16 protein-coding genes are annotated in these 19,507 nt (G+C 73.1%); 5 read left to right on the forward strand and 11 right to left on the reverse strand.

Annotated features, from left to right (window positions below):
• Window positions 1-82: 82 nt before the first annotated feature.
• Entirely contained in the window at window positions 83-1,081 is a 999-nt protein-coding gene (locus GSY65_RS01375) for a glycosyltransferase family 2 protein (protein ID WP_159765503.1), read from the forward strand.
• Window positions 1,082-1,121: 40 nt separating this feature from the next.
• On the opposite strand, the gene GSY65_RS01380 is transcribed toward GSY65_RS01375, so the two are convergent.
• From GSY65_RS01380 to GSY65_RS01400, 5 genes are all read right to left on the reverse strand, one after another.
• The gene (locus tag GSY65_RS01380) at window positions 1,122-1,370 is read right to left on the reverse strand and encodes a DUF397 domain-containing protein (protein ID WP_159765505.1); all 249 of its coding nucleotides are present in this window, start codon (window positions 1,368-1,370) and stop codon (window positions 1,122-1,124) included.
• Between the two features lie 82 nt (window positions 1,371-1,452).
• Entirely contained in the window at window positions 1,453-2,619 is a 1,167-nt protein-coding gene (locus tag GSY65_RS01385) for a thiolase domain-containing protein (protein ID WP_159765507.1), read from the reverse strand.
• Complete coding sequence (locus tag GSY65_RS01390) at window positions 2,616-3,665, reverse strand: thiolase domain-containing protein (RefSeq protein WP_159765508.1); 1,050 nt, start codon at window positions 3,663-3,665, stop codon at window positions 2,616-2,618. The genes GSY65_RS01385 and GSY65_RS01390 overlap by 4 nt, the downstream gene beginning before the upstream one ends.
• On the reverse strand, window positions 3,662-4,603 hold the full coding sequence (locus GSY65_RS01395) for a Zn-ribbon domain-containing OB-fold protein (protein WP_159765510.1): 942 nt from the start codon (window positions 4,601-4,603) through the stop codon (window positions 3,662-3,664). The genes GSY65_RS01390 and GSY65_RS01395 overlap by 4 nt, the downstream gene beginning before the upstream one ends.
• A gap of 121 nt (window positions 4,604-4,724) precedes the next feature.
• Window positions 4,725-5,525, reverse strand: a complete 801-nt coding sequence (locus GSY65_RS01400) for a crotonase/enoyl-CoA hydratase family protein (protein ID WP_159765512.1) — start codon at window positions 5,523-5,525, stop codon at window positions 4,725-4,727.
• A gap of 212 nt (window positions 5,526-5,737) precedes the next feature.
• Between GSY65_RS01400 and GSY65_RS01405 the strand changes: the two genes are divergently transcribed.
• Window positions 5,738-7,357 carry an acyl-CoA synthetase gene (locus GSY65_RS01405; RefSeq protein WP_159775509.1) on the forward strand — a complete coding sequence of 540 codons (1,620 nt, stop codon included), beginning with the start codon at window positions 5,738-5,740 and terminating at the stop codon, window positions 7,355-7,357.
• Here the strand turns inward: GSY65_RS01405 and GSY65_RS01410 are convergent.
• Together GSY65_RS01410 and GSY65_RS01415 are read right to left on the reverse strand one after the other, a co-directional pair.
• On the reverse strand, window positions 7,315-8,220 hold the full coding sequence (locus GSY65_RS01410; RefSeq protein ID WP_159765514.1) for an alpha/beta fold hydrolase: 906 nt from the start codon (window positions 8,218-8,220) through the stop codon (window positions 7,315-7,317). The two genes, GSY65_RS01405 and GSY65_RS01410, sit on opposite strands and share 43 nt — an antisense overlap.
• A gap of 86 nt (window positions 8,221-8,306) precedes the next feature.
• Window positions 8,307-9,806 carry an acyl-CoA synthetase gene (locus tag GSY65_RS01415; RefSeq protein ID WP_159765516.1) on the reverse strand — a complete coding sequence of 500 codons (1,500 nt, stop codon included), beginning with the start codon at window positions 9,804-9,806 and terminating at the stop codon, window positions 8,307-8,309.
• Window positions 9,807-10,032: 226 nt separating this feature from the next.
• Between GSY65_RS01415 and GSY65_RS01420 the strand changes: the two genes are divergently transcribed.
• Entirely contained in the window at window positions 10,033-12,447 is a 2,415-nt protein-coding gene (locus GSY65_RS01420; RefSeq protein ID WP_159765518.1) for a penicillin acylase family protein, read from the forward strand.
• Window positions 12,448-12,584: 137 nt separating this feature from the next.
• Here the strand turns inward: GSY65_RS01420 and GSY65_RS01425 are convergent, their stop codons facing one another.
• The 4 genes from GSY65_RS01425 to GSY65_RS01440 all read right to left on the reverse strand — a co-directional run bounded on the left by GSY65_RS01425 (window position 12,585) and on the right by GSY65_RS01440 (window position 17,931).
• Window positions 12,585-14,162 carry an acyl-CoA synthetase gene (locus GSY65_RS01425; protein ID WP_159765520.1) on the reverse strand — a complete coding sequence of 526 codons (1,578 nt, stop codon included), beginning with the start codon at window positions 14,160-14,162 and terminating at the stop codon, window positions 12,585-12,587.
• Complete coding sequence (locus GSY65_RS01430; RefSeq protein ID WP_159765522.1) at window positions 14,159-15,271, reverse strand: NAD(P)H-dependent flavin oxidoreductase; 1,113 nt, start codon at window positions 15,269-15,271, stop codon at window positions 14,159-14,161. The genes GSY65_RS01425 and GSY65_RS01430 overlap by 4 nt, the downstream gene beginning before the upstream one ends.
• 120 nt (window positions 15,272-15,391) lie before the next feature.
• Window positions 15,392-16,297: a hypothetical protein gene (locus GSY65_RS33490; protein WP_236579652.1), complete on the reverse strand. Its 906-nt coding sequence runs from the start codon at window positions 16,295-16,297 to the stop codon at window positions 15,392-15,394.
• Window positions 16,294-17,931 carry a serine/threonine-protein kinase gene (locus tag GSY65_RS01440; RefSeq protein WP_159765524.1) on the reverse strand — a complete coding sequence of 546 codons (1,638 nt, stop codon included), beginning with the start codon at window positions 17,929-17,931 and terminating at the stop codon, window positions 16,294-16,296. The genes GSY65_RS33490 and GSY65_RS01440 overlap by 4 nt, the downstream gene beginning before the upstream one ends.
• A 205-nt stretch (window positions 17,932-18,136) precedes the next feature.
• On the opposite strand from GSY65_RS01440, the gene sigK reads away from it, so the two are divergent.
• Both sigK and GSY65_RS01450 read left to right on the forward strand, forming a co-directional pair.
• Window positions 18,137-18,721: an ECF RNA polymerase sigma factor SigK gene (gene sigK / locus GSY65_RS01445; RefSeq protein WP_159765526.1), complete on the forward strand. Its 585-nt coding sequence runs from the start codon at window positions 18,137-18,139 to the stop codon at window positions 18,719-18,721.
• Window positions 18,718-19,470, forward strand: a complete 753-nt coding sequence (locus GSY65_RS01450; RefSeq protein WP_159765528.1) for an anti-sigma factor — start codon at window positions 18,718-18,720, stop codon at window positions 19,468-19,470. The genes sigK and GSY65_RS01450 overlap by 4 nt, the downstream gene beginning before the upstream one ends.
• Window positions 19,471-19,507: the final 37 nt, after the last annotated feature.

Raw genomic sequence — 19,507 nt, forward strand, 5'->3', positions numbered from 1 at the left:
TAACGACCCGGCGCGCCCCCACTCCCCGGACGCGCCCATATCGCATGATTTCCACCTCATATGTCACCAAGGCGGACAGGGAGTGGACGTGCCACCGACGATCGCGTGTGTCGTGCCGTGTCACAACGAGGAGGCGGCCGTCGGGAAGGTGGTGCGCGACCTGAGGGCCGCGCTCCCGGAGGCGGACATCTATGTGTACGACAACGCCTCGACCGACCGGACCGTGGAGGTCGCCCGCGAGGCGGGCGCGATCGTCCGGGAGGAACGGCGCAAGGGCAAGGGCAATGTCATCCGGCGCGCCTTCGCCGACGTCGACGCGGACGCCCTGCTCATCATCGACGGCGACGACACCTACGACGCGTCCCGGGCGCGCGATCTGGTGGACCTGCTCTTCGAGGGGCCGTACGACCAGGTGGTCGGCGCCCGCCGGGAGACGGTCAGCGCCGCCTACCGGACGGGGCACGCGTTCGGCAACCGGCTGCTCACGGGTGTCGTGGGGGCCCTGTTCGGCAACGACGTGTCCGACATGCTGAGCGGCTACCGCGTCTTCTCGCGGCGCTTCGTGAAGTCCTTCCCCGCGCTCGCCCGCCAGTTCGAGACCGAGACCGAGATGACCATCCACGCGCTCCACCTCCGGCTCCCCACGGCGGAGGTGGAGGTGGACTACCGGGTCAGACCTGCCGGGAGCGAGAGCAAACTGCGCACCTTCCGCGACGGCTGGCGCATCCTGCGGGTCATCCTCGATCTGGCGCGGCGGGAGCGGCCCTCGCTCGTCCACACCGCGGTCGCGGGGCTGCTGGCTCTCGTCTCGGTCGTCCTCGGCATCCCCGTCATCGCCGACTTCCTCCGCACCGGCACGGTGCCGCGCATCCCCACGGCGATCCTCGCCGCGGCCGTCATGACGATCGCGGCGCTCGTCCTCCTCGTCGGGTACATCCTGGAATCGCTCACGCACATGCGTCAGGAGCAGTCCCGGCTCGTGCACCTCGCGTACGCGGCGCCGGCCTGCTCGCCGCGCTACACCACGCACCACGTCGGGACCGGCCGGGTCCGCGTGCGGAACGTCTCCGGCGGCCTGTGACCCGCGGGGGCGCCCGCCGACGGCCTCCGGGGCGGCGATCCTAGGTCAGGTCGAACTCGCCCTCCCTGGCCCCTGACACGAAGGCCCCCCACTCGGCGGGGGTGAAGATCAGCGAAGGGCTCTCGGGGCGGCGGCTGTTGCGCATGGCGATGAAGCCCTCGACGAAGGCGATCTGGACGTCTCCCCTCCCTCGGCTGCTGGACCGCCAGTCCGCGTTGCTCAGGTCGAGCTCCGCCGGCTTGTGCCAGCCGTCGAGCGGTCGCTGCTGCTGCATGGTGCTCTCGGCCACGTCCGTGCTCCTCCCGGTTCGTCGTCCGCCCGCCAGACTAGCGACCGGTCCCCGCCGCGGACAGGCCACGTGAGGAGGAGGTTCAGGAGGAGGGCGGCTCGGCCCCGACCAGCCACATCGCGAAGAACTGCGAACCGCCGCCGTAGGCGTGTCCGAGGACCCGGCGGGCGCCGTCGACCTGGTGCTCCCCGGCGAGGCCCCGTACCTGGAGCGCCGCCTCGGCGAAGCGGATCATGCCGGAGGCGCCGATGGGGTTGGTGGACAGCACCCCGCCGGACATGTCGACGGGGAGGTCGCCGTCCAGTTCGGTGACCCCCGCCTCGGTGAGCTTCCAGCCCTCGCCCTCGGCGGCGAAGCCGAGGTTCTCCAGCCACATCGGCTCGTACCAGGAGAACGGCACGTACATCTCCACCGCGTCGATCTCCCGGCGCGGGTCGGCGATGCCCGCCTGCCGGTACACGTCGGCGGCGCAGTCGCGGCCCGCGCGCGGCGAGACGCAGTCCTTGCCCGCGAACAGGGTCGGCTCGCTGCGCATCGCCCCGCCGTGCATCCACGCCGCGGGCCGGGGCGCACGGGCGGCCCCGGCGCGGTCGGTGAGGACCATCGCGCAGGCACCGTCGGAGGACGGGCAGGTCTCCGAGTAGCGGATCGGGTCCCACAGCATGGGCGACGCCTGGACCTTCTCCAGCGTGATGTCGTGCTCGTGGAGGTGCGCGTACGGGTTCTTCAGCGCGTTGCGGCGGTTCTTGTACGCGACGAGGGAGCCGACGGTGTCGGGGGCGCCGCTGCGCCGCATGTACGCGCGGACGTGCGGGGCGAAGAAGCCGCCGGCGCCGGCCAGCAGCGGCTGCTGGAAGGGGATCGGCAGGGACAGGCCCCACATCGCGTTGGACTCGGACTGCTTCTCGAACGCCAGCGTGAGGACGGTGCCGTGGACGCGGGCGGCGACCAGGCCGGCGGCGACCAGCGCGGTCGATCCGCCGACGGAGCCCGCCGTGTGCACCCGCATCAGGGGCTTGCCGACCGCGCCGAGCGCGTCGGCGAGGTACAGCTCGGGCATCATGACGCCCTCGAAGAAGTCGGGCGCCTTGCCGATGACGACGGCGTCGATGTCGGCCCACGTCAACTCGGCGTCGTCGAGGGCGCGTCGGGCGGCCTCGCGGACGAGTCCGGCGATCGACACGTCCCGCCGGGCCGCCACGTGCTTGGTCTGGCCGACGCCTATGACGGCCACGGGCTCCTTGCTCATCGGGGATCCCCTTCGAGGACGGCGACCAGGTTCTGTTGCAGGCAGGGCCCGGAGGTGGCGTGGGCGAGGGCGCGGTCGGACTCGCCCCGGTGGATGCGGGCGGCGGCCTCGCCGATGCGGATCAGTCCGGCGGCCATCACCGGGTTCGCGGCGAGGGCGCCGCCCGAGGGGTTGACGCGCACGCTGTCGCCGAGCCGCAGCGCCTCGCGCAGGACGACCTCCTGGGAGCTGAACGGGGCGTGCAACTCGGCGGTGTCCACGGGGCGTTCGAAGGCGCCGGCGCGCTCGGCGGCGAGGCGGGTGGAGGGCGAGTCGGTGAGGTCGCGGACGCCGATGGCGTGGGCCTCGACGCGGTGGTCGATGCCCCGGATCCAGGCGGGCCGCTCGCACAGGTCGCGGGCCCGCTCCCCCGCCGCCAGGATCACGGCCGCGGCCCCGTCGCCGATGGGCGGGCAGTCGCCGGTGCGCAGCGGCCGTACGAGGTAATCGCCCTGCGGCACCGAACCCCTGAGCTGGGCGTGGGGGTTGGTCCCGGCGTCGGCGCGGCTGCGGGCGCCGACCGCCGCGAGGGCCGGCTCGTCGGTGCGGCCCGCGTCGATGAGCGCCTGGGCCTGGAGGGCGGCCAGGGCGACGGAGTCGGGCCACAGCGGGGCCATGTAGTACGGGTCGAGCTGCCGGGTCAGGACGTCGCGGACGGAGCCGGGCGAGGACTTGCCGTAGGAGTAGACGAGGGCGGTGTCGGCGTCGCCCGTCCGGAGCTTCACCCATGCCTCGTACAGGGCCCAGGCGCCGTCCATCTCGACGTGCGACTCGGAGATCGGCGGCCAGGCGCCGACGCCGTCGAGGGCGAGGGTGAAGGAGAAGGCCCGGCCGGCGAGGTAGTCGCTGGACCCGGAGCAGGTGAAGCCGATGTCGGCGGTCTTCAGCCCGGTCCGCTCCAGCACCTCGTGCAGCACCGGCATGAGCATCTCCACCTCGGAGGACTCGTCGCTGGTGCGGCGGTGGTCGCTCTGGGCGAAGGCGACGACGGCGATCTCCCGGTTCACAGCAGCTCCTTGTACGTGTCGTACGCGGCGTCCGGCTCGCCGGTGGGCCGGTAGTGGTCGGGGTAGCGGCCCCCCTCCGTCCACACGGGTTCGACGCGCAGCCCCATCCGCACCTGGTCGTAGGGGATGCCGGCGATCCTGCCGTGCAGGGCGAGGTCGGCGCCGTCGAGGGCGATGTGGGCGTAGACGTAGGGGACTTCGATGTCCAGGTTCTTCGCCTTGATGTTGACGATGCAGAACGTGGTGACGGTGCCGCCGGGGCCGACCTCGACCTGTTCGGCGGTGGCCACGCCGCAGGTGGGGCAGGCGCCCCTCGGCGGGACGTACACCTTGCGGCAGGACGGGCAGCGCTCGCCGACCATGCGGTGCCCGGCGAGGGCGTGCAGGTAGCCGGTGGTGGCGCGGCCGGGCGAGTAGGTGTAGTCGAGGCGGGCCCGGGCGACGATCCCGGTCACCGCGTCGGCGAACTCACCGCTGTGGCCGGTCGGTTCGGCCGGGTCGCCGTCGTACGGTTCGAAGCAGGCGATGTCGGTGACGGCGCCGGAGCGTTCCCCGGCCCACCGGACCCGCACGCGCATCCCGGTGTGCACTGCGTCGGGGCCGGGGGCGTCGAGGGCGTGCAGGAGGGCGGTGTCGGCGCCGTCGAGCCGGACGAGGACCCAGGCGAAGGGGGTGTCGAGGGGCTGCCCTCGGCGGGGCGCGTGGTTCCAGGCCCAGGTGGTGACGGTTCCGGTGGGGGCGACCTCGACGAGGTCGCGGATCTCCTCGGCGGTGACGGGGTCGTACTCGACGGGTGGGACGAGGGTCCGTCCGTCGCCGGTGCGCACGCCGAGGATCACGCGTTCGCGCAGCCCGGTGAGGAAGGCGCTCTGCACGGGCCCGACGGATCGGGTGAACGGGAACTCGACGGTCAGGGGTGCCTTGAGGACTGCGGACATCGGCGGGGTTACTCCTTCGGGAGGGGGCGACGCGTCCAGGGCGCGGGGTGGGCCTTCGGGCTCCGCCGGGGTGCGAGCGGACGGGGACGCCCGCGGCCGGGAACCGTCCCCGGCGGAGCGCTCACGCCCGCTTGTAGACGGGGGGCCGTTTCTCGGCGAAGGCGCGGGCCCCTTCCTTGGCGTCGTCCGTGTCGAAGACCGGCCACCCCCGTTTCAGCTCGGCGGCCAGTCCGTCCGTCTCGGTCATCCCGGCCGTCTCGTACACGGACGCCTTGACGGCCTCCACGGCGAGCGGGCCGCACGCGTTGATCCGATCGGCGATCTCCAGGGCCTTCGCCAACGCGTCGCCGTCGGCCACGACATGGCCGATCAGTCCGATGCCGGCGGCCTCGCGGGCGGAGTACGGGCGGCCGGTGAGCAGCATCTCGAGCGCGTGGGTGCGGGGGATCTGCCGCTGGAGACGGACCGTGGAGCCGCCGATCGGGAAGAGACCGCGCCGCACCTCGAAGAGGCCGAAGGTCGCCGACTCCCCCGCGACGCGGATGTCCGTGCCCTGGAGGATCTCGGTGCCGCCCGCGACGCAGTGGCCCTCGACGGCGGCGATCACGGGTTTGCGGGGCCGGTGGTGGCGGAGCATCGCCTTCCAGTGGAGGTCGGGGTCGGCCTTGAGCCGGTGCCGGTACTGCTGGCCCTCCATGCCCTTGCCCGCGAGCGCCTTGAGGTCCATCCCGGCGCAGAAGGAGCCGCCGGATCCGGTGAGGACGATCGAGCGGACCTCGTCGTCCGCGTCGGCGGCCACCCAGCCGTCGTACAGGCCGACGAGCATCGGCAGCGAGAGCGCGTTCCTGGCCTCGGGCCGGTTGAGCGTGAGCACCAGTGTGGCGCCTTCGCGCCGCACGGTGAGGTGTTCCGTGCCACCCATCGCTTCCTCCCGTGGGGCAGGGCGGGAACAGGTTCCGTCTGCGGAACGAGAACAGGTTGCAGCAGGCGCCGAGCCAGTACAAGAGTTTTCTGACAGTCAGTCAGATTTTCTCTGCGCAGGCCCTTCACAGTCACGGCCCCCTTTGCTCTGATGACCGGCAACCGACGGATGGCAGCCACCCGCCAGGCGCGCCCGGGGTCAGGAGGAGCATGGTGGAGTACAACCTTGCCGACCTGTTCGAGTCGGTCGTCGACGTCGTCCCGGACCGGGCGGCGCTCGCGTACTTCGACATCCCCGGGACCGGAGCGGACCGGCGGCTCGGCTACGCGGAGCTGGACGCGGCGGCGAACCGGATCGGCCACCACTTGCTGGACAGCGGCCTGCGGCCCGGTGAGCACGTGGGCCTGCACCTGTACAACGGCGTCGAGTACCTCCAGACCGCGCTGGGCTGCCTCAAGGCCCGGCTCGTACCGGTCAACGTCAACTACCGTTACGTGGAGGAGGAGTTGGTCTACCTCTACCGGGACGCCGATCTGGCGGGCCTGGTGTTCGACGCGGAGTTCACCGGGCGTGTGGCGAAGGCCGTGCCGCGGACGGAGAAGCTGCGGCACCTGGTGCGGGTGGGGACCCGCGCGCCGGACGCGCCCGGCCTGTCCGTGACGGACTTCGCCGACGCCGAGGCCTCCGGTGACCCCGGGCGGGGCTTCCCGGCCCGCTCGGGCCACGACCTGTTCATCATCTATACCGGCGGTACGACGGGCATGCCCAAGGGGGTGATGTGGCGTCAGGAGGACCTGTTCTTCTCGGGGCTGGGGGGCGGGGCGCCGACCGGGGAGCCGGTGAAGGCACCGCGGGAACTGGCCGATCGGGTCGCCGCCGGCGGGGACGGGATCACCTTCTTCCCCACCGCGCCGCTGATGCACGGCACATCGACGCTCACGGCGTTCATCGGGTTCAACTTCGGCCAACGGGTCGTCATCCACCGCAAGTTCGTGCCCGAGGAGGTGCTGCGGACGATCGAGCGGGAGCGGGTCACCAGTGTGTCGCTGGTGGGCGACGCGATGCTGCGCCCGCTGATCGACGCGCTGAACGGCCCGATGAAGGGCACGGACTGCTCGTCGTTGTTCAGCGTGTCGTCGTCCGGCGCGATCATGTCGGAGACGGTGCGGCGGCAGTTCGAGGCCCTGGTGCCGAACGTGATGCTGCTCAACAACTTCGGCTCGTCGGAGTCCGGCTTCAACGGGACGGCGACCGACGACTCGGGGGCGGGCGACGGCTTCAGGATCCGCGTCCACGACCGTACCCGGGTGGTGGACCCGGCGACGTACGAGCCCGTCCCGGTCGGTGTGCCCGGCCGGGTCGCCCAGCGCGGGCACGTACCCCTCGGCTACTACAACGACCCGCGGAAGACCGCCGAGACCTTCTTCGAGAAGGACGGCGAGCGCTGGGTGCTCCTCGGCGACATGGCGACCGTCGACGAGGAGGGCGTGGTCACCGTGCTCGGCCGGGGTTCGCAGTGCATCAACACCGGCGGCGAGAAGGTGTACCCGGAGGAGGTCGAGCAGGCGCTCAAGGCCCACCCCGACGTGTACGACGCGCTGGTCGCCGGGGTGCCGGACGCCCGCTGGGGCCATCATGTGGCAGCCGTGGTCCAGCTGCGCGAGGGCGCGGCCCGCCCGACCCTGGAGGACATCCAGACCCACTGCCGCACCCGCCTCGCCGGATACAAGATCCCCCGCCGGCTCGTCCTCACCGACACCATCCAGCGCTCCCCCAGCGGCAAGGCGGACTACCGGTGGGCCCGCTCCGTGGCGGTGTCGGCGGACGGGTGAGGGCGCCCGGCCCCGCCGGGTGGCGCGGTGGCGGCGAGGAAGGCCGTGACGCGGCGTACGAACCACTCGGGGTCGTCGAGCCAGGGGAAGTGCCCGGCGCCGGGCTGGATCGCGTACGCGCCCTCGGGGAAGAGGCCGGCCGCCCGCTCCACGAGCCGCGGCGTCGGGCCGGTGTCGAGCGCGCCGCCGAGGTGGAGGACCGGGGCGGTCAGTTCCGCGAGGGCGGCTCGGGTGGCCGCGGGGTCGTAGGCGCCGGCGGAGCCGTAGGCATCGGCGGCGGCTTCGTTGGTCTGCGCCACCTCGGCGGCCATGTGGGCCTCGGCGGCGGCGTCCCACCGGCCGTAGAAGAACGGCATCATCGCGTCGTCGAAAGGGCCGCGCCCGGTCCAGGCGGCCTCGAAGTGCGGGTACGCGTCGGCGAACCAGGGCTCGTCCTCGCGCAGTCGGGCCGCGGCGAGCCGGTCCTCGACGGTCACCGGCAGGCCCAGCGCCCAGGGCGTGGCGGTGACCAGGACCAGGCGGGAGACGCGGTGCGGGTGGCGGGCCGCGTACAGCGTGGCGAGGTTGCCGCCGGCCGAGTGGGCGAGGACGTCCGCCCGGTCCAGGCCCAGGTGCGCGCGCAGGGCCTCCACGTCGTCGACCTGCCGGTCGCACCGGTACGTCGCCGGGTCGGCCGGGACCGCCGAGTCGCCCGTGCCGCGCAGGTCCAGCAGGACCAGACGGCGGTGGGCGGCCAGGCCCCCCAGGTCGCCCAGGTAGGCGGAGGCGCGCATGGGGCCGCCGGGGAGGACGATCAGCGGATCGCCCTCCCCGCGCACGTGGTAGGCGAGTTCGGTTCCGTCGGGTGCGGTGAGGCGGGGCATGGATCCGATCCTGCTGGCGGGGGACCGTGCGGTGCAACGGAGTTCGGGGGCGACGGCCCCGGGGGGCGGGCTCAGGGGGGCGGGGCTCAGGGTCGCGCGTAGCGATCCCTCAGTTCCCGCTTGAGGATCTTCCCGCTCGCGTTGCGCGGCAGCTCGTCCACGAAGAGCACCTTCTTCGGTGCCTTGAAGTGCGGGAGCTTCTCCCGTGCGTGGGCGAGGAGTTCGGCCTCCGTCACGTCGCCGCGGGGGACGACGACGGCGGTGACGGCCTCGATCCAGTGGTCGTCGGGCAGCCCGACGACGGCGACCTCGGCGACCCGGTCATGGGTGTACAGGGCGTCCTCGACCTGCCGGGAGGCGATGAGGACGCCACCGGAGTTGATGACGTCCTTGACGCGGTCGACGACGGTGAAGAACCCGTCGGCGTCGCGGACCGCGAGGTCGCCGGAGTGGAACCAGCCGTCGCGGAACGCGGCGGCGGTCTCCTCTGGCTTGTCCCAGTAGCCCTCGCACAGCTGCGGGGACCGGTAGACGATCTCACCGGGGGTGCCGTCGGGCACGTCCGCGCCCTTGTCGTCGACGACCCTGGCCTCGACGAACATGACGGGGCGCCCGCAGGAATCCATGCGGCCCTTGTGCTCGTAGGGGCCGAGGACCATGGCGAGGGGGCCGATCTCGCTCTGGCCGAAGCAGTTGTGGAAGGCGAGCTTCGGCAGGCGCTCCTTGAGGCGCTCCAGCACGGGCACCGGCATGATCGACGCCCCGTAGTACGCCTTGCGGAGCCCGCCGAGGTCGCGGCTGTCGAAGTCGGGGCGGTTGGACAGCGCGATCCACACGGTGGGCGGGGCGAAGAGGCTGTCGGCGTCGCCCGACTCGACGAGGTCGAGGATCCGGTCGCCGTCGGGCGCGTCGAGGATGGTGTTGGTGGCGCCGACGGCGAGGTACGGCACCAGGAAGACGTGCATCTGCGCCGAGTGGTACAGCGGCAGCGAGTGCACCGGCCGGTCACCGGCGGAGAGGTCGAGGGCGGTGATGGCGCTGAGGTACTCGTGGACCAGCGCGCGGTGCGTCATCATCGCGCCCTTGGGCAGGGCCGTGGTGCCGGACGTGTAGAGGAGTTGTACGAGGTCCTCGGCCCTCGACTCCTCGCCGTCGTAGGGCTGGCTTGCGGCGAGCCGGGCGAGCAGCGAGTCGTCCGCGTCGCGCAGCGGGAGGGTGCGGGTCGCCTCGGGCAGGTTCCCGGCGAGGTGCGGGTCGGTGAGGACGAGGGTGCTGCCGGACTGGTCGAGGAGGTACGCCAGGTCGTCGCCGGTGAGGTGCTGGTTGACCGGGACGTGGACGAGTCCGGCGCGGGCGGAGGCCAGGAACGCGATCAGATAGGCGTCCGAGTTGTGTCCGTAGGCGGCGACCCGGTCGCCCGGCCCCAGTCCGGTGTCGCGCAGAGCGCGTGCGGCGCGGGAGACGGCGTCGTCCAGTTCGGCGTACGTCCAGGAGCGGTCGCCGTAGCGGATCGCCACACGTGCCGGTGTCCGCCGGGCACTGCGCCGCAGCACCCCGTCGACCGTCACATCGCGTCCAGCCGTCATGATCCGCCCCTTCGTCCACCGGTCCCGGCGTGATCCTCGTCCGGCCCGTCGAGCCGGGTCAAGCGTGCCGCGCAGCTGACCGGAATCCGGCCCGTGTGGCGTGAACCGGCTCAACTCCGACGCCTGGTGCACGAGTCAACCAAGGTGAAGATCAACGCACACCTGGACTACGTACGAACGCACTGTCAGGCTCAACCGTTTCTTCACCATGATGTCGGGAGGCCCCATGCGCACCCGTCTGAGACAGCTCCTCGTCTCGGCCGTCGCCCTGCTCACCGCCTCGTCCGCCTTACCCGCGGCCACCGCCGCCGACGGCGACCGCGGCGGGCACCGTCCCTCGCACGGCGGGCTGTCCGCCGTGATCCGCTACACCGAGTACGGCATTCCGCACATCCTCGCCGACGACTACGCCGACCTCGGCTTCGGCACCGGCTGGGCGCAGGCCGCCGACCAGGTGTGCGTGCTCGCCGACGGGTTCGTGACCGTGCGCGGCGAGCGGTCGCGCCACTTCGGGCCGGACAGCGCGCCCGACTTCTCGCTCTCCTCGGCCACGAAGAACCTCACGAGCGACCTGTACTTCCGGGGCCTGCGGGACACCGGCTCCGTACAGCGGCTGCTGGAGCGGCCCGCGCCGCTCGGCCCGAGCCGCGAGGTGAAGGAGCTCATGCGCGGCTGGGCGGCCGGGTACAACGCCTGGCTGCGGAAGAACCGGATCACCGATCCCGCGTGCAGGGGAGCCTCCTGGGTGCGGCCGGTGAGCACGCTCGACGTGTTCTCCCGCACGTACGCCCTGGCCGTCCTCGGCGGCGAGGGGCGGTTCGTGGACGCCATCGCCTCCGCCCGGCCGCCCGCCCCCGGAGCGGCTCCGAAGGCCGCGGAGCCGGACGCGGGGGCCGCCGCGCGGGCCGCGGGCGAGCTGTTCTCCGCAGCCGACGCCGACATGGGCTCCAACGCGGTCGCCTTCCGCGGCGACACCACCGCGAACGGGCGCGGTCTGCTGCTGGGCAACCCGCACTACCCGTGGGCCGGGGGCCGCCGCTTCTGGCAGGCGCAGCAGACGATCCCCGGCGAACTGAACGTCTCCGGCGGTGCGTTGCTCGGCTCGCCGATCACCCAGATCGGGTTCAACGCGAACGTGGCGTGGAGCCACACGGTCGCCACCGGCGTCCCGATGAACCTGCACCAGCTGACCCTGGACCCCGCCGACCCGACGGCGTACCTGGTCGACGGCAGGGCGGAGCGGATGACGAGGCGGACCGTCACCGTCGCCGTGCAGGACGGTCCGCCCGTCACCCGCACCCAGTACTGGACCCGGTACGGACCCGTCGTCGCCTCCCTCGGCGCCGACCTCCCGCTGCCGTGGACGGCCGGGACCGCGTACGCGCTGTCCGACCCGAACACGACGAACCTGCGGTTCGCCGACACCTCCCTCGGCTTCGCCAAGGCACGCGGTACGGCGGACGTCCTGAAGGCGCTCGCCCGGCACCAGGGGCTGCCCTGGGTGAACACCGTGGCCGCCGACTCCGCCGGGCACACCCTGTTCACCCAGTCGCAGGTGCTGCCCCGCGTCACCGACGAACTGGTGGCGCGCTGTTCGACGCCACTGGGCCGGGCCACGTACCCGGCGGCCGGTGTCGCCGTCCTCGACGGGGCGCGTGGCGACTGCGTGCCCGGCAGCGACCCCGACGCCCTGCAGCCGGGGGTCTTCGGTCCGGCGAGGATGCCGACACTGAAGGACGCCCCGTACGCGGAGAACTCCAACGACAGCGCGTGGCTGGCCAACGCGGACCAGCCGCTCACCGGCTACGAGCGGGTCTTCGGCAACGTCGGCACCCAGCGGTCGATGCGCACGCGCGGAGCGGTCGAGGACGTCGCGGCGATGGCGGCCAAGGGTGGGCTGACCGTACGGGACCTGCAGCGGCAGCAGTTCGCGAACCGGGTGCCCGCGGCCGATCTGGCAGCCCCCGACGTGGCGCGGGCGTGTGCCGCGCTGCCGGGCGGCACGGCGACGGGCAGTGACGGCAGGGCCGTCGACGTGTCGAGGGCCTGCCGTGTCCTCGCGGCGTGGGACCGGACGGTGGACACCGACAGCCGGGGCGCGCTGCTCTACGACAGGTTCTGGCGCAGGCTGACCCGGGCGGTGCCGAACGCGCAGCTGTGGAAGGTGCCGTTCTCGGCGGCCGACCCGGTGGGGACGCCGCACACGCTGAACACCTCCGCGCCCGGCTTCGCCACGGCGCTCGCGGACACGGTGACGGAGCTGCGGGCGGCGGGCATCGCCCTGGACGCGCGGCTCGGCGACCACCAGTTCGTCGTCCGCGGGGACCGGCGCGTCCCGGTGCCCGGCGGCACGGAGTCGCTGGGCGTCTGGAACAAGATCGAGGCGCCGTGGGACGCCGCCGCCGGCGGCTACGCCGAGGTGTCGTCGGGTTCCAGCCACATCCAGGCGGTCGGCTGGGACGGCAGCCGCTGCCCGGTGGCGCGCACCCTGCTGACGTACGGGCAGTCCTCGAACCCGAACTCCAAGCACCACAGCGACCAGACGCGGTTGTTCTCCTCCGGGAAGTGGGTGACGTCCCGCTTCTGCGAGAAGGACATCCGGTCGTCGCCGAAGCTCGAGGTGGTGCGCGTGAGCCAGTGATCCGGGGAGGTGTGGTGCCGTCCCCCAGCGGGGCGGCACCATGCCGTTGGCATATATCCCGGCGCCCCGATCCGGCGGCGGCCCTCCGGTCCGGTGAGGTGATCGCGGTCGGCGGGGTGGCGCGCAGGCCGTGACGCTCACACGGACCTGTCCAGGCCCTCCCAGTAGGGTGCGCGCAGCCTCCGCTTGTAGAGCTTGCCGTTGGGGTCGCGGGGCATGGCGTCGGTGAAGTCGACGCTCCTCGGGCGTTTGTACCCGGCGAGTTCGCGGGCGCAGTGGGCGAGGATCTCCTCGGCGAGCGCGGGCCCCGGGGTGAAGCCGGGGGACGGTTCGACGACGGCCTTGACCTCCTCGCCCCAGTCGTCGTGCGGGATCCCGAAGGCGGCGGCGTCGGCGACGGCGGGGTGGGCGAGGAGGGCGGCCTCGATCTCGGCGGGGTAGATGTTGACGCCGCCGGAGATGATGAGGTCGATCTTGCGGTCGCGGAGGAAGAGATAGCCGTCCTCGTCGAGGAGCCCGAGGTCGCCGACGGTGAAGAAGTCACCGATGCGGTTCTTGCGCGTCTTGCCCTCGTCCTTGTGGTACGAGAAGCCGCCGGTGCTCATCTTCATGTACACGGTGCCGAGTTCACCGGGGGGCAGCCGGTTGCCGTCGTCGTCGAAGATCGCGAGTTCGCTGATGGGCCAGGCCTTGCCGACGGTGCCGGGCTTCTTCAGCCAGTCCTCGGCGGTGGCGAACGCGCCGCCGCCCTCGCTGGCCGCGTAGTACTCCTCGACGCTGTGGCCCCACCACTCGATCATGGCCCGCTTCACATGGTCCGGGCAGGGGGCGGCGCCGTGGATGGCGTGCCGCATCGACGACACGTCGTAGCGGGCGCGCACCTCCTCGGGGAGTGCGAGGAGCCGGTGGAACTGGGTGGGGACCATGTGCGTGTGGGTGCAGCGGTGGGTGTCGATGGCGCGGAGCATGCCCTCGGGGGTCCACTTGTCCATCACCACCAGCCGGTGCCCGATGTGCAGGGAGGCGCCCGCGAACTGCAGGACGGCCGTGTGGTAGAGCGGCGAGCACACCAGGTGGACGTTCCCGTCGAACGGCCTGATGCCGAAGATGCCGAGGAAGCCGCCGAGGTAGGACTCCTCGGGGAGTCTGCCGGGCAGGGGGCGGCGGATGCCGCGCGGGCGGCCGGTGGTGCCCGAGGTGTAGTTCATCACCCAGCCGAGGGTGCGGCCCTCGGGCGGTGACTTCGGCTGCCGGGCGAGGAGTTCGGCGTACGGGCGGAATCCCTCGACCGCGCCGACCGCAAACCGGTGGCCCGCCGGGAGGCCGGCCTCGTCGGCGGCGTGGCGGGCGGCCCCGGCGAACCGTTCGTGGGCGATCAGCACCTTGGCTCCGCAGTCGGAGACGATCCAGGCGATCTCGGGGCCCACCAGGTGGTGGTTGACGGGGACGAGGTAGAAGCCGGCCTGGCTGGCGGCGAGATAGGCGGTGAGGAACTCGACGCCGTTGGGCAGGACGACGGCGAAGGCGTCGCCGCGTTCGAGGCCGGCCGCGCGCAGTCCGTGCACCAGCCGGTTGGCGGCGCCGTGCAGGCGTCCGGCGGTCCACTCCTCGCCGTCGGGCGCGACGAGCACCGGGCGGTCGGGGTCGGCGCTCGCCTGGGCCCAGAAGCCCTGGGGGGCCTGTCCGGCGGCTTGCCCTTGGGGGGCTCGGCTCACTGTTCCGCGCTCCTTCCGGCGATCCGGGTGATGCGGTCCACGGCCTGCTCGAAGCCTCGGGTGAGGTCGTCGAAGACGGCCTGGACGCTGCGTTCGCTGGTCATCCGGCCGACGATCTGACCGACCGGGGTGCCGAGCAGCGGATCCACCTCGTACTTCTGGATGCGGGACACCGCGTCGGCGACGAGCAGTCCCTGCAGGGGCATCGGCAGGGCGCCGGGACCGTGCGGATCGTCCCAGGCGTCGGTCCATTCGGTGCGGAGCTGGCGTGCGGGTTTGCCGGTGAGGGCGCGGGAGCGGACGGTGTCGCCGGAACCGGCGGCGAGCAGCTTCTCGATCAGGCGCGGGGAGGGCAGTTCGGCCTCGGTGGTGGTGAGCCACAGCGAGCCCAGCCACACGCCCTGCGCGCCGAGCGCGAACGCGGCGGCGATCTGCTGCCCGCTGCCGATGCCGCCGGCCGCGAGCACGGGCAACGGGGCGACGGCGTCGACGACTTCGGGGGTGAGCACCATGGAGGCGATCTCTCCGGTGTGGCCGCCGGCCTCGTAGCCCTGGGCCACGACGATGTCGATGCCGGCGTCGGCGTGCTTGCGGGCGTGGCGGGCGCTGCCGGCGAGCGCGGCGACCAGCACGTCCTGCTCGTGGGCGCGGGCGATGACGTCGGCGGGCGGGGAGCCGAGGGCGTTGGCGAGGAGTCTGATCGGGTAGTCGAAGGCGACGTCCAGCTGGGTGCGGGCGACCTGTTCCATCCAGCCGGTGATGCGCCAGCCGGACGCCTCGCCCTCGGCGAGTTCCGGGACGCCGTACGTGGCGAGGGTGTCCTTGACGAACCGGCGGTGCCCTTCCGGGATCATCGCCTCGACGTCCGCCTCGGTGACGCCGTCCACCTTCTTGGCCGGCATGACGACGTCCAGCCCGTACGGCTTGCCGTCGACGTGGGCCTCGATCCAGTCCAGGTCGCGCTTGAGGTCGTCGGGGGCCGTGTAGCGGACCGCGCCGAGCACGCCGAAGCCGCCGGCGCGGCTGATGGCGGCGGCGACGGCGGGGAACGGCGTGAAGCCGAAGACGGCGTACTCGACTCCGAGTTTTCTGCTCAGCTCCGTCTGCATGGTGCGCAGGATGCCGCAGTCCTCCGGACGAGGGAAGAGGTATTCTGATGCACCGTCAGTTTTTGTGCGGTCGCGGGTGTGCCGGGCGTGCGGGGGGAGCGCCGCTCGGGCCGACCGCCGTCAGGGGCAGGTGTAGGTGAAGCGCTTCGTGGCCCTGTGCTCGCTGGGGGTGAGGATGTGGAGGTCTACCCGGGCGGTCTGGCGGCCCTTGCCCTCGAAGGTCCACAGCAGGTGCAGCCGGGCCCGGGTCTGGCCGCGGACCATCACCTCGCGCAGGACACCCGACTCGGTGCCGTCGCTCCGGGTCCAGCGGTAGGTGAGGGTGCCGGGGCGGCCGTCGGTGGTGACCAGGCCGACGAGGTCCACCGTCTCGTCGCAGCCCAGCACCGTCGGCCGGGCCTTGACCGCCACCGTGCGCACCTCGACGGAGGGGCCGAGCCGCTGCCAGGCGAGGAAGGCGATGACGCAGAGCAGCACGAGAGCGGGCAGCGCGTGCCGGCGCAGACGGCGTCGGCGCGGGGGCGCGGGGAGCGGCTCCATCGTGGGCAGCGTGCGGTGGGTGCGCTGGGCGACGGTGGCCGTCACGCCGGGGCCGAAACGGAGCACGGTGCCGTCGGTGCGGTCCGGCGGCGGAAGGGGGTCCTCCGCGCCGGTCGGGCCGACCAGGGTGGTGTCCGGCTTCACCGACGTGGCGTCCGGCTCGACGAGGGTCCTGTGCGGTGCGGCCGACGTGCCGTCGGGCTCGGCGAAGGTACCCTCCGGCCCGAGGGCGACGGGGGCCGGCCCGACGGGTGTGGCGTCCCGCGGTACCGGCGTGGTGGTGTCGGTGGTGTCGGGCTCGACCAACGTCGTGTCCGGGTCGGGCCGCTGGATCCACTGGCTGCCAAGGACGGTCGCGCTGTAGTCGGGGTCGTCGTAGCCGGACGTGTCGCGCGGGGCTGACCGGCCGGCGGTGTCGAGCACCTGGGTGTGCTCGCCGTCCTGGCCCTCGGCGGACGCGGGGTCGCGGTCGTACGGTGCGGTCATCTGATCTCACACTGCCTGGTCAGGAGTTGCTGCGAGGCGCCGCCGTCGGCGGAGGCCGGAGTGGTCGTGGCCCGCACCGCCCAGTAGCAGCCGGTGCCCCGGAAGGTGTGGTCGACGGTGAGGGTGTACGTGCCGGAACCGCTGCGCTGGAACGTCTGGGCGGCGCCGTCCGGGCTGAGCTGCCGGATTCCGCCCGAGAGCCACGAGACGGTGACGGAGAGCGGCCCGGGTCCGTCCGCGACGATCTCGATCGTCGCCGTGGCGGTGGTCGGGCCCGTCTGCCGGAACCCGGTGATGGTGACGTCCTTGACGGCGGGCGCGCTCGGGGCGCTGGGCGACGCGCTCGTCGGTGTCGTCTCGGCGGTCGTCTCCGTCGGCGGTGTCGACTCGGTCGGCGGCGCGGTGGGGGTGGCGGAGGTGGACGGGTCCCCCGTGCCGGTGCTCGCCGACGCCGAGGCCGACGGGTCGGCCGACGCGCTGGGGGTGGTCGACCCGGAGGACGAGGACGAAGGGGTCACGCTCGGATCGGCGGGCCCCGACGACTCGGCGCCCTGCTCGACGCTGGTGGTGGCCAGGGCCTGCGCCGCCTCCTGCGGGGTCACCGGGGCGTGCTGCACGCCGTAGGTGAGGAACGCGCCCAGGAGCAGCGCGGCACCGGACACCGCGAGGCCCGGCCGGCCGGGGCGCCACGACCGGGCCCCGTCGCGGCGCGTTCCCTGGCTCAGCACGGTGCGGGCGGTGTCGGTGGTGGTCTCCGGGGTGCTGCGGGCCGAGGGCAGCAGCAGGGCCAGCAGCGCCACCAGCGCGGCGAGCCGGCCACGGCCGCGTTCCTCCCAGTCGGGCCCGTAGGCGGCACCGGCGGCCGCCTCCAGGTCGGCGACGAACTCCTCGGCGTGCGGGGGGCGGTCCCCCGGATTCTTGGCGAGACCGCGCCGTACGAGGTCCCGCACCGGCTCGGGCACCTCCTCGACGGGGACGGGCGCGTCGACGTGCTGGAGCGCGAGGGCGGCGAGGTTGTCGCCCCCGTAGGGCTTGTGGCCGGTCAGGCACTCGAAGAACGTGGCCGTGGCGGCGTACACGTCGGCGGCGGGTGAGGCGGGTGCTCCGGTCCACTGCTCCGGGGCCATGTAGGAGGGGGTGCCGGCCGCGCCGGCCCGGGTGCCGGCGTCCGCCGCGATCCCGAAGTCGACGAGCTTGGACGCCCCGTCCGGTACGACCATGACGTTCTCGGGCTTGTAGTCGCGGTGGACGACGCCGACGCGGTGCGCGTCGGCGAGGCCGAGCAGTGAGCCCTTCAGGATCACGAGGGCGGCCTCCGGGTCGAGGGGGCCCTCCCTGGTGAGCAGGGTCCGCAGCGAGACGCCGTCCACCAGCTCCATCACGATGGCGGCGCCGTCGGCGCTCTCGACGTACTCGTACAGCTCGGCGACGTACGGGCTCTCCAGACCGGCGAGGAGCCGGGCCTCGGCGCGGAAGTCGCGTACGAAGCCGGGACGGCCGCGCAGCGACTCGCTGAGGTACTTCATCGCGACCGGGACCCCGGTCTCCTCGTGCACGGCGAGGACGACCCGCCCGCTCGCCCCCGCCCCGAGCTCCAGTGACTCGGTGTACCCGGGCACCGCCCATGTGTTCATTCCAGCCCCCCAAGGCCGCCGTGCCGCCGGGACCCCCACGCCCCGGAGTAGGACCACGCGTCCTGAGACACATATTCGGCCAGTTCGGTTGCGGTGGGACAACCCGCGGTCCGTCCCGTGGACTTTTTCCTCAAGTGCAACCGATCCGGGGGCCCGGCAGGAACGGATTACGTCCGGACACGGCGCGATGGTGGAGGAACCCTCGGTGAAAGAAGCGGTGCGCATCGGCAGGCATCCCTCGGCGGAGCCCGACCTCCAGGAGTTGGTGGGTCTGGTCGCCCTGGGGGACGAGGAGGCGTTCGCCCGGCTCTACGACTCCGTGGCCGGCTCCGTCCTCGGCGTGGTGCTCGCGGTGCTGCGGGACCGGGCGCAGTCGGAGGAAGTGGCGCAGGAGGTGCTGGTGGAGGTGTGGCGGACCGCGCCCCGCTACCGGTCCGACCGGGGCACGGCCATCAACTGGATCCTCACCCTGGCCCACCGGCGGGCGGTGGACCGGGTGCGTTCGGTGGACGCCGCGGTGGCCCGCGATCACAAGGCGGCGCTGCTGGCGCGGCTGCCCGAGTACGACGAGGTGGTGGAGCACGTGGAGGCGCGGCTCGAACGCGAGCAGGTCCGGCGGTGTCTGCGCATGCTGACGGAGGTCCAGCACCAGGCCGTCACCCTGGCCTACTACCGGGGTCTCACCCACCGTGAGGTGGCGGAGGCGCTCGCGGTTCCCCTGGGAACCGTCAAGACCCGTCTGCGCGACGGCCTCATCCGGCTGCGCGACTGCCTGGGGGTGACCGCATGAGGACCGTCGACCCGCACCGGCTGACCGGTGCCTACGCACTGCACGCCCTGTCCCCGGAGGAGACCCTGCTGTTCGAGCGTCACCTCGCGGGCTGCGATGCCTGCGCGCAGGAGACGGCCGAGCTGTCGGCGACGGCGGCCCGTCTGGGACTCGCGGTGTCCACGGCGACCGCGCCGGACATGCGGGACCAGGTGCTGCGCCGGATCACGACCGTGCGGCAGGACACGCCCGGCGGGCCCGCGCGGGGACGCCGTGGCCGGGCCGGACTGCGGGCCGGGCCGGTCTCCCTCTGGGCCCTGGCCGCCTGCCTCGCGGCGGCCGCCGCCCTGGGCGGGACGGCCGTGTGGGAGCACGGGCGGGCGGAGGACGCCCGAGCCGAGGCGCGCAGCGCCACGCGGACGGCGGACGAGATCGCCGCCGTGCTGGCCGCGCCGGACGCCGAGGTACGGGCGACCGAGCTGGCCGGCGGCGCGTCAGCGGCCGTCGTCGTCTCGCGCGACCAGGACCGCGCCGTGTTCGTCGCCTCGGGAATGGCCCGGCCGCCGGGCGGCAAGGTCTACCAGCTCTGGTTCGACGACCGTGGCGGCATGCGGTCGGCCGGTCTGATGGATCCGGGCCGCGCCGACCAGACGGTGCTGATGCGCGGGGCCGTCGACGGCGCCTCCGGGATGGGCATCACGCTGGAACCCGAGGGCGGCTCCGACCACCCCACCTCCGCCCCGCTCACCCAGGTGCCGTTCCCCACCTGAGCCTGCTCCGGGTCCACCAGGACCGGAGCTGAACCCC

This window comes from Streptomyces sp. HM190, from assembly GCF_009857135.1.
GTDB lineage: Bacteria > Actinomycetota > Actinomycetes > Streptomycetales > Streptomycetaceae > Streptomyces > Streptomyces heilongjiangensis.

Coding starts and splice junctions, on each gene's coding strand:
- GSY65_RS01385 (WP_159765507.1), bottom strand. CDS start 2,619: ATGAGCAAGGAGCCCGTGGCCGTCATAGGCGTCGGCCAGACCAAGCAC.
- GSY65_RS01420 (WP_159765518.1), top strand. CDS start 10,033: ATGCGCACCCGTCTGAGACAGCTCCTCGTCTCGGCCGTCGCCCTGCTC.
- GSY65_RS01395 (WP_159765510.1), bottom strand. CDS start 4,603: ATGTCCGCAGTCCTCAAGGCACCCCTGACCGTCGAGTTCCCGTTCACC.
- GSY65_RS01410 (WP_159765514.1), bottom strand. CDS start 8,220: ATGCCCCGCCTCACCGCACCCGACGGAACCGAACTCGCCTACCACGTG.
- GSY65_RS01430 (WP_159765522.1), bottom strand. CDS start 15,271: ATGCAGACGGAGCTGAGCAGAAAACTCGGAGTCGAGTACGCCGTCTTC.
- GSY65_RS01450 (WP_159765528.1), top strand. CDS start 18,718: ATGAGGACCGTCGACCCGCACCGGCTGACCGGTGCCTACGCACTGCAC.
- GSY65_RS33490 (WP_236579652.1), bottom strand. CDS start 16,297: ATGACCGCACCGTACGACCGCGACCCCGCGTCCGCCGAGGGCCAGGAC.
- GSY65_RS01415 (WP_159765516.1), bottom strand. CDS start 9,806: ATGACGGCTGGACGCGATGTGACGGTCGACGGGGTGCTGCGGCGCAGT.
- GSY65_RS01400 (WP_159765512.1), bottom strand. CDS start 5,525: ATGGGTGGCACGGAACACCTCACCGTGCGGCGCGAAGGCGCCACACTG.
- GSY65_RS01440 (WP_159765524.1), bottom strand. CDS start 17,931: ATGAACACATGGGCGGTGCCCGGGTACACCGAGTCACTGGAGCTCGGG.